Below are 12081 nucleotides of genomic sequence, written 5' to 3'. Positions count from 1 at the left end.
AAAGGCCGGGAAACCGGCCTTTTTTATTAGCGCCGAAAATCCACTTTTTCGCTCTCCGCTAAATAAATTGTGCTCGCCGCAGGCTGCGTTTGTGCAATCACCCTTCCCTGACGGATCGAATAACGCGTCGGCACCTGACGCCGCAGCGCATCAAAACCGTTCTCCGCAGGCAGGATAATCAGGTTGGCGCTGTTGCCGCTCTGAATGCCGTAATCCTGCAGCTGTAGGGTTCTGGCGCTGTTATGCGTAATCAGCTTAATGCCTTCATCCAGCTGGCCATACCCCATCAGCTGACAAACATGCATCCCCATATGCAGCACCTGAAGCATATTGGCGGTGCCGAGCGGATACCAGGGATCGAAAACGTCATCGTGGCCAAAGCAGACGTTGATCTCCGCCTCCAGCATCTCTTTTACCCGCGTTACGCCGCGCCGTTTGGGATAGCTGTCGAAGCGTCCCTGAAGATGGATATTCACCAGCGGATTGGCGACAAAATTAATGCCGGAAAGCTTCAGCAGCCGAAACAGACGCGAGGTATAAGCGCCGTTATAAGAGTGCATCGCCGTGGTATGGCTGGCGGTGACGCGGGCGCCCATTTTCTCGCGCAGCGCCAGCGCGGCGACGGTTTCCACAAAGCGCGACTGTTCGTCGTCGATTTCGTCGCAGTGCACGTCAATCATGCGCTGATACTTCTGCGCCAGCGCGAAAGTTTTATGCAGCGACTCCACGCCATACTCGCGCGTAAATTCAAAATGCGGGATAGCGCCAACCACGTCCGCGCCCAGCCGCAGCGCCTCTTCCAGCAGGGCTTCGCCATCGGGGTACGAGAGAATGCCCTCCTGCGGAAACGCGACGATCTGGATATCGACCCAGGGTGCCATCTCGCTTTTCACTTCCAGCATGGCCCGCAGCGCGGTAAGCGAGGGATCGGACACGTCTACGTGCGTGCGCACATGCTGGATACCGTTGGCGATCTGCCATTTCAGCGTCTGCCGCGCGCGGGTTTTGACATCTTCATGATCCAACATCGCTTTGCGCTCTGCCCAGCGCTCAATGCCTTCAAACAGCGTACCGGATTCATTCCAGGCCGGTTCGCCTGCGGTCTGGGTGGTATCAAGATGGATATGCGGCTCAATAAAAGGCGGAAAAGCCAGCCCGCCCTCCGCATCCAGCGATCCTTCCGGCGCGGCGCCGTGCGACTGGGGCGAGATCGTGGCGATTTTGCCGTCGCGGATAGCAATCTGCCAGAGTCCCTCACGCCACGGCAATCGCACATGGTGAATGCTTTTTAATGGAATAGCCTGCATAAACACGCTCCTGAACGTCGGTGGTTTTTTTAACCATACCATCCTTTGTGGCGGAGCGAGACGGGAGCAATACCAGTAAAATCCATAACTTACTTAAAAAAGCTTAAAAATCATCACTCTACCCATAAAGGGGTATTTAAAAACTGGCTTGATATACATCAATAACCCTGGAGTTTTGCGCGCTATTGTAGCGGCATTATTTTGTAATGTGAGGCACAAATGCGCACCCGACTCGTTATTATTGGCAACGGCATGGTAGGGCATCGCCTGCTGGAAGAGCTGGCCGAAAAGGCCGCGCCGGAGCAGTTCGACATCACGGTTTTTTGCGAAGAGCCTCGCGTGGCTTACGATCGCGTGCATCTCTCCGCTTATTTCACCCATCACAGCGCCGAGGCCCTTTCGCTGGTGGCGGAAGGCTTCTGCGAAAAGCATAAAATAAGCGTGCTAACTGGTGAAAAGGCCTTAACAATCGACCGCCAGGAAAAGGTGGTGTATTCCGACCAGGGCCGCGCGGTGAGTTACGATAAGCTGGTGCTGGCGACCGGCTCTTATCCCTGGGTGCCGCCAATTGCAGGCGCCGACGGGAACAACTGCTTTGTTTATCGTACGCTGGACGATCTGGACGCAATCGAAGCCTGCGCCCGTAACAGCCGTAGCGGCGCGGTGATCGGCGGCGGTCTGCTGGGGCTGGAGGCCGCCGGCGCGCTGAAAAATCTGGGCATGGAAACGCACGTGGTGGAGTTCGCGCCCGTGCTGATGGCGGAACAGCTCGATCCGCTGGGCGGAAAGCTGCTGCGGAAAAAAATCGAAGGAATGGGCGTTGCCGTTCATACCAGCAAAAATACCCGACAGATTATTGACGGCCCGTCAGGCGGAAAAATCCTGCAGTTTGCGGATGAAAGCCAGCTGGCGGTCGATTTTATCGTGTTTTCCACCGGCATTCGCCCGCAGGATCGTCTCGCCAGAGAAGCCGGCCTTGCCATTGGCCCGCGCGGCGGCGTAGTGATTGACGACAGCTGCCGCACTACGGATGCAGATATTTACGCCATTGGCGAATGCGCCGCCTGGCAGGAACGCGTGTATGGCCTGGTGGCGCCGGGCTACAAAATGGCGCAGGTTACGGCAGACAGCCTGCTGGGCCGGGAGAACGCCTTTACCGGCGCGGATATGAGCGCGAAGCTCAAGCTGCTGGGCGTGGACGTCGGCGGTATCGGCGATGCGCACGGCCGGACGGAAGGCGCGCGCAGCTATCTCTACCTGGATGAAAACAAAGAGGTCTATAAGCGTCTGGTGGTCAGCGCGGACAATAAAAAGCTGCTGGGCGCGGTGCTGGTGGGCGATACCAGCGACTACGGCAATCTGCTGCAGCTGATGCTTAACGGCATCGAACTGCCGGACAACCCCGACACGCTGATCCTGCCCGCCCATGCGGGAAGCAAACCGGCGCTGGGCGTGGATTCGCTGCCGGAAACGGCGCAAATCTGTTCCTGCTTTGACGTCACCAAAGGCGACCTGGTGCTGGCGATCCACAACGGCTGCCATACCGTGGCGGCGCTGAAGGCGGAAACCAAAGCCGGCACCGGCTGCGGCGGCTGCGTGCCGCTGATGACCCAGGTGCTGAACGCCGAGCTGAGCCGCCAGGGCATTGAAGTTAACAGCCACCTTTGCGAACACTTTCACTATTCCCGCCAGGAGCTGTATCACCTGATCCGCGTGGAAGAGATCCAAACCTTTGAGCAGCTGCTTAGCAAATATGGCCAGGGCTATGGCTGCGAGGTCTGTAAACCCACGGTAGCGTCATTACTTGCCTCGTGCTGGAACGATTATGCCCTCCAGCCTTCGCTGGTGCCTTTGCAGGACAGCAACGACAGCTTTCTTGGCAATATTCAGAAAGACGGCACCTACTCCGTGATCCCGCGCTCTGCGGGCGGCGAGATCACCCCAGCCGGGCTGATAGCCATTGGCGAGGTTGCCAGCCGCTACGGCCTTTACACCAAGATCACCGGCTCGCAGCGCATCGGTCTGTTCGGCGCGCAGAAAGACGATCTGCCCGCCATCTGGCAGACGCTGATCGAAGCCGGTTTTGAAACCGGCCACGCCTACGCCAAAGCGCTGCGCATGGCGAAAACCTGCGTGGGCAGCAGCTGGTGCCGCTTCGGCGTCGGCGACTCTGTGGGGCTGGGCGTGGAGCTGGAAAACCGCTACAAGGGCATCCGCACGCCGCACAAGATGAAATTTGGCGTGTCGGGCTGCACCCGTGAATGCTCGGAAGCGCAAAGCAAAGATGTCGGCATCATCGCTACGGAAAAAGGCTGGAACCTTTACGTCTGCGGCAACGGCGGTATGAAGCCGCGCCACGGCGATCTGCTGGCGGCGGATCTGGATCGGGACACGCTTATCCGCTATCTGGATCGCTTTATGCTGTTTTATATCCGCACCGCCGATAAATTGCAGCGCACCTCGCTGTGGCTGGAGAGCCTGGACGGCGGCATCGACTATCTGCGCCAGGTCATTATCCACGACAAGCTGGGCCTCAACGCGCAGCTGGAGGCCGACCTGGCCCGCCTGCGCGAGCGCTTCGTCTGTGAGTGGCAGGCAACCCTTGCGCAACCGGAGCGGCTTGCCCGCTTCCGCCACTTTATCAACAGCGACAGCCGCGACCCGCTGGTGCAGAGCGTGCCGGAGCGTCAGCAGCACCGGCCCGCGCGGCCCGAAGAGCGTATTCCCGTTGTTATGGAGGAACAGCCATGAGCCAGTGGCATAGCGTTTGCCCTTTAGAAAGTATTCAGCCCGCCACCGGCGTTTGTGCGCTGGTGGCGGGAGAACAGGTTGCCCTGTTTCGCCCTCGCGCCGATGAAGCGGTGTTCGCCCTGAGCAATATCGATCCCTTTGCCCAGGCCAGCGTGCTCTCACGTGGCCTGATTGCCGAGCACCAGCAAAGCCTGTGGGTTGCCAGCCCGCTGAAGAAGCAGCGTTTTCGCCTGAGCGACGGCCTCTGTATGGAGGATGAGAGCCGCTCGATCCCCGCCTGGCCCGCCAGAGTCCGCGACGGCATGGTGGAAGTGGCGATATAAGCCCTTCTCTCTTTTTCACGGCCGCGCATTGCGGCCCTTTTTTATTGCGAGCCTCCTGTGAACTGGTTTCCTCTTTTTTGCGACCTGCGCCATAAGACCGTCCTGCTGGTCGGCGGCGGCGCCGTGGCCGAGCGCAAAGCGCGGCTGCTGCTGAAGGCTGGGGCGGATGTCCGCGTCTGCGCCACGCATTTTTCCTCCCCCTTTTACGAATGGCAGCAGGCCGGGAAGCTGACGCTGCGGGAAGCGCGCTTCAGCCCTGAACACCTTGACGGCTGCTGGCTGGCAATAGCGGCGACGGACAGTCATGAGGTCAATCAGCAGGTCAGCGACTACGCCAGCGCCCGGCAGATGTTCTGCAACGTGGTGGACGCGCCTGCCCAGGCCAGCGCCATCATGCCTTCCGTGGTCGATCGTTCGCCGCTGATGATTGCCATTTCCAGCGCTGGCGACGCGCCGGTGATGGCTCGCCTGCTGCGGGAAAAAATCGAAGCGCTGCTGCCGCAGCATTTGGGCAAAGTTGCCGCGTGGGCGGGCGCGTTACGACCACGGGTAAAATCAACCTTCAACGAAGCCGGGCAGCGCAGGCGCTTCTGGGAAAAACTGTTCCACCACGACCGGCTGGCGCAAACGCTCGCCAACGGGGACGATAAGCAGGCGGAAAAGCTGACGGAAGCATTGTTTAACGAGCCGCTGGCGCAACAGGGCGAAGTGGTGCTGGTCGGCGCCGGGCCAGGCGATGCGGGCCTGCTGACGCTGAAAGGGCTACAGCAGATCCAGCAGGCGGACGTGGTGGTTTACGACAGGCTGGTATCTGAAGAGGTGCTGGAGCTGGTCAGGCGCGATGCGGAAAGGATTTTCGTCGGTAAACGCGCGGGCTATCACTGCGTGCCGCAGGAGGCCATCAATCAAATCCTGCTGGAGCAGGCGGGCCAGGGAAAACGCGTGGTGCGGCTGAAAGGCGGCGATCCCTTTATTTTTGGGCGCGGCGCGGAAGAGCTGGAGGCGCTGTCCGGATCGGGCATTCCTTTTTCCGTGGTGCCGGGCATTACCGCCGCCTCGGGCTGCTCGGCCTACAGCGGCATCCCGCTCACCCATCGCGATTACGCGCAGAGCGTGCGGCTGGTGACCGGCCACGTGCAGAAAAACGGTGAGCTGGACTGGCAAAACCTGGCGGCGGAGCGGCAGACGCTGGTGTTCTATATGGGGCTGACGCAGGCGGCGGAGATCCAGCGGCAGCTGCTGGCGCACGGTATGAGCGGCGGGATGCCGGTGGCGCTGGTGGAAAACGGCACCTCGACCCGACAACGCGTTGTGGCAGGGCAGCTGAGCGAGCTGGCCGAGCTGGCCACGCAGGCGCAAAGCCCGTCGTTGATTATCATCGGTCGGGTGGTGGCCTTACGCGAGCCGCTGCGCTGGTTTTAGCCAGCCCATAAAAAACGGCGCCCCGGACTGACTTTCAAGGGCGCCGTTCAGGTTAGCCGTTACGGCTGGGCGACAAAGCCTACGGCTTCGTAGACTTTTTTCAGCGTTTCCTGCGCCTGAGCGCGAGCTTTCACCGCGCCGTCACGCATAACCTGCTCCAGGAAAGCCTCATCATTGCGATAACGATGATAGCGCTCCTGCAGCTCGCTCAGCATCCCGGAAACCGCATCGGCTACCGCGCCTTTCAGGTGCCCATACATCTGGCCTTCAAACTGCTTTTCCAGATCGGGAATGCTGGTGCCGGTCACGCCGGACAGGATATCCAACAGGTTAGAAACGCCCGCTTTGTTTTTTACGTCATAGCGCACGACCGGCGGCTCGTCGCCATCGGTCATGGCGCGCTTGATCTTCTTGACCACCGACTTCGGATCTTCCAGCAGGCCGATCACGTTGTTGCGGTTATCGTCCGACTTGGACATCTTTTTGGTCGGCTCCAGCAGCGACATGACGCGCGCGCCGGATTTCGGAATAAACGGTTCCGGCACCTTAAACACATCGCCATAGAGCGCATTGAAACGCGCGGCCACGTCGCGGCTCAGCTCCAGATGCTGCTTCTGATCTTCGCCAACCGGCACCTGCGTGGTCTGGTAAAGCAGGATATCCGCCGCCATCAGCACCGGATAATCGAACAGGCCCGCGTTGATATTCTCTTCATAGCGTGCGGATTTGTCCTTGAACTGCGTCATGCGGCTCAGCTCGCCGAAATAGGTATAGCAGTTCAGGATCCAGCTCAGCTGCGTGTGCTCCGGCACGTGCGACTGCACGAAGATAGTGCTTTTCTGGGGATCGATGCCGCAGGCCAGATAGAGCGCCAGCGTATCCAGGGTCGCTTTACGCAGCGCAGCCGGATCCTGACGTACCGTAATGGCATGAAGATCGACAATGCAGTAAATGCAGTTGTAGTCGTCCTGCATGCTGACCCACTGACGCAACGCTCCCATATAGTTACCGATGGTCAGTTCGCCGGAAGGCTGCGCGCCGCTAAATACGATGGGTTTCATCTTTTTCGTCCTGGTCGTTACAGCCCTAATGCGGGCAACAAATCGTTAAAATGGTCAAGCACCAGCGTCGGCTGGCTGCTCGCAATCGGCTCGCCGTAGTTATAGCCGTAGGTCAGCCCTACGCAGGGCGTGCCCGCCGCTTTCGCCGCCTGAATATCGTTGCGGGAATCGCCCACGAACAGCAGTTCGCCGGGCAGCAGGCCAAACTTGCCCAGCACCAGAAACAGCGGGGCCGGATGCGGTTTTTTCGCCGTCACGTCGTCGCCGCCGATAATCAGCGAAAAGCAGTCGTCAATGCCGAGCGAGGCCAGCAAAGGCGCGACAAACGGCGTCGGCTTGTTGGTCACGATAGCCATCGGCATCCCGGTGGCCGCCAGTTTTTGCAGGCCTTCTTTCACGCCGGGGAAGAGTTTACTGCCGCTTTCGACAACGACAGCATAATGCTTATCAAGCAGCACCCGCGCGTCGCGCAGCAGATCGCTTTCCGGCGCGTGTCCCAGTGCCCAGGTCAGCGCGCGTTCAATCAGCACGTCCGCGCCGTTGCCAATCCAGGTGGAGACGCGCGCCAGACCCGCCGCCGGAAGGTTGAGCGACTGCAAAGCGGCGTCTACCGCGCTGGTCAGGCCCGGCGCGCTGTCGGTCAGCGTGCCGTCAAGATCGAACGCCAGCGCGCGAATATCAGTGAAATGAGCCATGACGAGATTTCTCCAGTTCCGTGCGCATATCATCAATGACTTTTTTATAGTCAGGCTGATTGAAAATAGCGGATCCGGCCACGAACATATCGGCGCCGGCCGCGGCGATTTCGCCGATGTTTTCTGTCTTCACGCCGCCGTCCACTTCCAGGCGAATATCGTAGCCGCTTTGGTCGATTAGCTTACGGGCCTGGCGCAGCTTGTCCAGCGTGCCGGGAATAAACGACTGACCGCCGAAGCCCGGGTTAACGGACATGATCAGCACCACGTCGATTTTGTCCATAACGTAGTCCAGATAGCTGAGCGACGTGGCCGGGTTAAACACCAGCCCTGCTTTACAGCCATGCTCTCTGATCAGCTGTAGCGTGCGGTCAACATGCTCGGACGCTTCCGGGTGGAAGGTGATATAGCTGGCGCCAGCCTTGGCAAAATCGGGGATCAGGCGATCGACCGGTTTCACCATCAGGTGCACATCGATCGGGGCGGTAATGCCGTAATCACGCAGCGCTTTCAGCACCATCGGCCCCATAGTCAGATTGGGCACGTAGTGATTATCCATGACGTCGAAATGCACGACATCGCCACCGGCAGCCAGCGCTTTGGCCGTGTCTTCGCCCAGGCGAGCAAAGTCTGCAGACAGAATTGACGGAGCGAGCAAAAACTTTTTCATCCATTTCTCCCAATTTAGCGCGCCTGGCGACAGGCACGTAGTGCTGTTGAGGATCAGTCGCTGCTAAACAGCGCCAGCAGCTCGTTGACCTGCAAACGCCCGCTGCCGCTGCGGCTGATCGAGCGACGAGCTTTAATCTGATGCAGCTGCGCGGCCTGATACCACTCGCGGGTCAGCGGCGTATCGTGATTGGAGATCAGTACCGGAATACGGCTTTCACGCGCCAGCTTCTCCGCCAGCTCCGCCAGGTGCTGCTGCTGCGCCAGGCTAAAGCTGTTGGTGTGGTAAGCGGTGAAATTTGCCGTGGCCGACAGCGGCGCATAGGGCGGATCGCAGTAGACCACCGATCCCGGCTCCGCCCGACCCAGCGTATCAGCGTATGATTCGCAGATAAAGGTGGCGTTTTGCGACCGCTCGGAGAACCAGTACAGCTCATCCTGAGGAAAATAGGGTTTGCGGTAGCGGCCAAAAGGTACGTTAAACTCGCCGCTTAAATTGTAGCGGCACAGTCCATTGTAGCAGTGGCGGTTAAGGTACAAAAACAGCACGCTGCGGCGCCAGGCATCAGTAGATCGATTAAACTCCAGCCGGCGAGCGTAGTAGAACTCAGCGTCGTTGCTTTCGGTCGTGAACAGCTGGCTGGCATCCGCCACAAACTCGTCCGCGCGATCTCTTACCACGTTGTACAGGTTGATCAAATCTTTGTTGATATCCGCCAGCACGTAGCGCGAGAAATGCGTATTGAGGAATACGGACCCTGCGCCAACGAAGGGTTCAATCAGGCAATCCCCTTCCGGCAGGTGACGCTGGATATCGTTAAGCAGCGGGAACTTGCCGCCCGCCCATTTTAAAAAAGCGCGATTTTTTTTCATGCCGTCGTTTTATTACACTTACTCTTCTGGCTGCGGTTACACCGACAGCATATCTGCGCTTTAAATTACCAGCCCGCATAACGCGGGCTGGCAGAGAACATCGTCAGGCTCAATAGCCGTTAATTTGCTGACTCTTTTTTCACCTGGCTGACAGGTTTCACCCAGGGGTTTTTCGCCTGCACCTCTGACGGCAGCGAAGCTACCGCGCGTTTTGCATCTGCCGGCGTGGCGTAAGCGCCGCTTACCAGTACGTACCAGGGCTGGCCGTTGCGCGTGGTTTTATACACGTGATAGCCGCTCAGGTTCTGCTTTTTCGCCCAGGCGTTAAGCGTATCGGGACGCGAAGCGCTGCTCAGCTGCAACGTATAGTTGCCGCCGGTTACCGCAGCAGGCGCGGCTACCGGCGCGCTGTGGCTCTCTTTCGCGACCGGTTTCGCCGCCGCAGGTTTGTGCGTGGCGGGTCTGGTGTGCTGCTGAGGCGCGGCAGGCTGACGCGTAGCCGAACGTGCAGGCGCAGGCTGAGACGTCTGCGGCGCGGTGACCGGTTTGCCAGCAGTGCCGCCGCCCGCAACGGTCGCCGGTGCCAGCGGCAGCGAGCTGCCCTGCATATCCGTGCTGGCCGCATCCACCTGATTCTGCTGGTTAGAGAGCGCGCTATTGAGATCGCCCGGCAGCTCGACGCGCTGTTGGCCCGCCGGGGTCTGCACGGGCTGCGCTTCGGTCGGCGTGGAGGCGACCGGCGGGGCACTCAGTTCCTGAGGTGCATTACCGGATGCGGCTGAGCCCTCGGCAGGCTGCCCGCCCGCGCCAGAGGCGCTTGCATCAGCGCCAGGCTGCTGCGCGCCGCTCTGTCCGCTCATGGAAGAAGAGCCGGTCAGATCGATATTTTTATCGCTGCCGCCGGAGGTGGCCGGCGTCTGGGCGGCTTTTTTATCGCCGCTGTCCGACGAGTTCAGCGTTGAACCGATGCCAAGCACGATCAGCAGCAGCACCAGCACGCCTACCCCCATCATCAGATGCTGGCGTGATACCGGCACCTTAGGGGCAGAGGACGTTTTTCGCGCTCGCTGTGGACGGCGATCGCTGGTATCAGGCTTTAACTCATCTTCCGGTTTAAAATCGTCCATTTCACCTCCTCCGGTAAAGCAGCCGCGCCGCTTTACGTGTACGCCAGTAGTTAACTAACGGCTCAGGCCGGTTTCTGACAGTCGTTAATCGCTGCCAGCACCGTATCATGCGCAACGCCGCCGCGCACGCAGGCCTGTCCTAAAGCCAGCGGCAGCACCAGACGCAGCTCGCCCGCAAGCACTTTTTTATCACGCAGCATATGCGGCAGATAATCCGTCGCCGCCATGCTCTCCGGGCCGTGCACCGGCAGTCCGGCACGCTGCAGCAGGCTGATGAGCCTGTCGGTATCGCCAGCGGAAAACTCGCCCAGCCGCTCTGCGGTACGCGCGGCCATCACCATGCCGGCCGCCACGGCCTCGCCATGCAGCCAGTTACCGTAGCCCATATGCGCTTCGATGGCGTGTCCGTAAGTGTGGCCCAGATTCAGCAACGCGCGCTGCCCCATTTCGCGCTCGTCGGCGGCGACGACCTCGGCTTTCAGCTCGCAGCAGCGGCGAATACAGTAGGCCATCGCCTTGCCGTCCAGCGCCAGCAGCGCATCCAGGTTAGCTTCCAGCCAGCAGAAGAACTCACCGTCGAGGATGATGCCGTATTTGATCACTTCCGCAAGACCTGACGCCAGCTCGCGAGCGGGCAGGCTGCTCAGGCAGTTGATATCGATCACTACCGAAGCCGGCTGATAGAACGCGCCGATCATGTTCTTGCCAAGGGGATGATTAACGGCCGTTTTGCCGCCAACGGAGGAGTCCACCTGCGACAGCAGCGTGGTAGGAACCTGAATAAACCGCACGCCGCGCTGGTAGCTGGCCGCCGCGAAACCGGTCAGATCGCCAATCACGCCGCCGCCCAGGGCAATCAGCGTGGTATCGCGACCGTGCGGTTTTTCCAGCAGCGCGGTAAAGACCCGATCCATCACCGCCAGCGTTTTGTGCTGCTCGCCATCGGGCAGGATCACCTGGTCCACTTCTATACCAGCGCTTTCCAGCCGCTGACGAACAGGTTGAAGATAAAGCGGTGCCAGCGTGTCGTTAGTGACCAGCATTGCCCGCTCGCCCGCCTTAAGCGGCCAAAAAGAAGCCGGATCGTTAAACAGTCCGGCAGCGATGGTAATGGGGTAACTGCGTTCCCCCAGAGTGACGGTAATCTTCTCCATGAAGCACTCCTTTTCGGCCCGCAGGCGGAGCAGAGCCGCTAGCTCTTTTCCAGCATGTTAATGATTTGATTTGCGACGACTTTAGCACTTTGGTCATCGGTACGAATGGTGACGTCAGCAATCTCTTCATACAGCGGATTACGTTCGTCCGCCAACGCTTCCAGCACTTCGCGCGGTGGAGAATCCACCTGCAGCAAAGGACGCTTTTTATCGCGCTGCGTACGAGCCAGCTGTTTTTCGATCGTGGTCTCCAGATAGACCACCACGCCGCGAGCGGAAAGACGGTTGCGTGTTTCGCGAGACTTAACGGAACCGCCGCCGGTCGCCAGGACAATGCCCTGCTTCTCGGTGAGTTCGTTAATGATCTTTTCTTCGCGATCGCGGAAGCCTTCTTCGCCTTCGACGTCGAACACCCAGCCCACATCCGCTCCGGTACGTCGCTCAATTTCTTGATCGGAATCGAAAAATTCCATATTGAGTTGCTGAGCTAACTGACGCCCAATAGTGCTTTTGCCGGCACCCATAGGCCCAACCAGAAAGATATTGCGTTTCTCTGCCATTTTTTCGGTATTACTAAGACAATTCGTTAATGATACCCCGTCCTACAGCGGACAGGACATGAACTGAAACCTCATGAGCGATAGTGCGAGAGTCAGAGGAAAATTATCTCAACACTGAAGGTGTTTTGGCAACCGATTA

The 12081-nt window shown here is 59.3% G+C and carries 11 protein-coding genes; 3 read left to right on the top strand and 8 right to left on the bottom strand.

What is annotated here, in order from left to right:
• Positions 1-26 precede the first annotated feature (26 nt).
• Positions 27-1307: a cytosine deaminase gene (locus tag AB6T85_RS16625; protein WP_301730896.1), complete on the bottom strand. Its 1281-nt coding sequence runs from the start codon at positions 1305-1307 to the stop codon at positions 27-29.
• 219 nt (positions 1308-1526) lie between these two features.
• Between AB6T85_RS16625 and nirB the strand changes: the two genes are divergently transcribed.
• From nirB to cysG, 3 genes are read left to right on the top strand one after another with little or no spacing between them, the layout of a single operon-like run.
• Positions 1527-4058: a nitrite reductase large subunit NirB gene (gene nirB / locus AB6T85_RS16620; RefSeq protein ID WP_369896189.1), complete on the top strand. Its 2532-nt coding sequence runs from the start codon at positions 1527-1529 to the stop codon at positions 4056-4058.
• Positions 4055-4381, top strand: a complete 327-nt coding sequence (gene nirD / locus AB6T85_RS16615) for a nitrite reductase small subunit NirD (protein ID WP_253457664.1) — start codon at positions 4055-4057, stop codon at positions 4379-4381. The genes nirB and nirD overlap by 4 nt, the downstream gene beginning before the upstream one ends.
• A gap of 57 nt (positions 4382-4438) precedes the next feature.
• Positions 4439-5803, top strand: a complete 1365-nt coding sequence (gene cysG, locus AB6T85_RS16610; RefSeq protein WP_369896187.1) for a siroheme synthase CysG — start codon at positions 4439-4441, stop codon at positions 5801-5803.
• Between the two features lie 59 nt (positions 5804-5862).
• Here cysG and trpS read toward each other — a convergent pair whose 3' ends face one another.
• The 7 genes from trpS to aroK form a co-directional block, all read right to left on the bottom strand.
• Entirely contained in the window at positions 5863-6864 is a 1002-nt protein-coding gene (trpS, locus tag AB6T85_RS16605; protein WP_125289866.1) for a tryptophan--tRNA ligase, read from the bottom strand.
• A 17-nt stretch (positions 6865-6881) separates the two neighbouring features.
• On the bottom strand, positions 6882-7559 hold the full coding sequence (locus AB6T85_RS16600) for a phosphoglycolate phosphatase (protein WP_253457655.1): 678 nt from the start codon (positions 7557-7559) through the stop codon (positions 6882-6884).
• On the bottom strand, positions 7543-8229 hold the full coding sequence (rpe, locus tag AB6T85_RS16595; protein WP_125289868.1) for a ribulose-phosphate 3-epimerase: 687 nt from the start codon (positions 8227-8229) through the stop codon (positions 7543-7545). Before rpe ends, AB6T85_RS16600 begins: the two co-directional genes overlap by 17 nt.
• Positions 8230-8282: 53 nt before the next feature.
• On the bottom strand, positions 8283-9101 hold the full coding sequence (gene dam, locus AB6T85_RS16590) for an adenine-specific DNA-methyltransferase (protein WP_253457652.1): 819 nt from the start codon (positions 9099-9101) through the stop codon (positions 8283-8285).
• Positions 9102-9220: 119 nt separating this feature from the next.
• Entirely contained in the window at positions 9221-10228 is a 1008-nt protein-coding gene (locus tag AB6T85_RS16585) for an SPOR domain-containing protein (protein ID WP_301251834.1), read from the bottom strand.
• A gap of 62 nt (positions 10229-10290) precedes the next feature.
• Positions 10291-11382: a 3-dehydroquinate synthase gene (gene aroB / locus AB6T85_RS16580; RefSeq protein WP_369896183.1), complete on the bottom strand. Its 1092-nt coding sequence runs from the start codon at positions 11380-11382 to the stop codon at positions 10291-10293.
• Between the two features lie 38 nt (positions 11383-11420).
• A complete protein-coding gene (aroK, locus tag AB6T85_RS16575; protein WP_034934892.1) occupies positions 11421-11942 on the bottom strand; it encodes a shikimate kinase AroK in 522 nt (173 codons plus the stop codon).
• Positions 11943-12081: the final 139 nt, after the last annotated feature.

The organism is Erwinia aeris (assembly GCF_041224955.1).
Lineage (GTDB): Bacteria > Pseudomonadota > Gammaproteobacteria > Enterobacterales > Enterobacteriaceae > Erwinia > Erwinia aeris.
This window is presented reverse-complemented; position numbering and strand designations above follow the sequence as displayed.

Coding starts and splice junctions, on each gene's coding strand:
- AB6T85_RS16625 (WP_301730896.1), bottom strand. CDS start 1,307: ATGCAGGCTATTCCATTAAAAAGCATTCACCATGTGCGATTGCCGTGG.
- nirB (WP_369896189.1), top strand. CDS start 1,527: ATGCGCACCCGACTCGTTATTATTGGCAACGGCATGGTAGGGCATCGC.
- nirD (WP_253457664.1), top strand. CDS start 4,055: ATGAGCCAGTGGCATAGCGTTTGCCCTTTAGAAAGTATTCAGCCCGCC.
- trpS (WP_125289866.1), bottom strand. CDS start 6,864: ATGAAACCCATCGTATTTAGCGGCGCGCAGCCTTCCGGCGAACTGACC.
- AB6T85_RS16600 (WP_253457655.1), bottom strand. CDS start 7,559: ATGGCTCATTTCACTGATATTCGCGCGCTGGCGTTCGATCTTGACGGC.
- rpe (WP_125289868.1), bottom strand. CDS start 8,229: ATGAAAAAGTTTTTGCTCGCTCCGTCAATTCTGTCTGCAGACTTTGCT.
- dam (WP_253457652.1), bottom strand. CDS start 9,101: ATGAAAAAAAATCGCGCTTTTTTAAAATGGGCGGGCGGCAAGTTCCCG.
- AB6T85_RS16585 (WP_301251834.1), bottom strand. CDS start 10,228: ATGGACGATTTTAAACCGGAAGATGAGTTAAAGCCTGATACCAGCGAT.
- aroB (WP_369896183.1), bottom strand. CDS start 11,382: ATGGAGAAGATTACCGTCACTCTGGGGGAACGCAGTTACCCCATTACC.
- aroK (WP_034934892.1), bottom strand. CDS start 11,942: ATGGCAGAGAAACGCAATATCTTTCTGGTTGGGCCTATGGGTGCCGGC.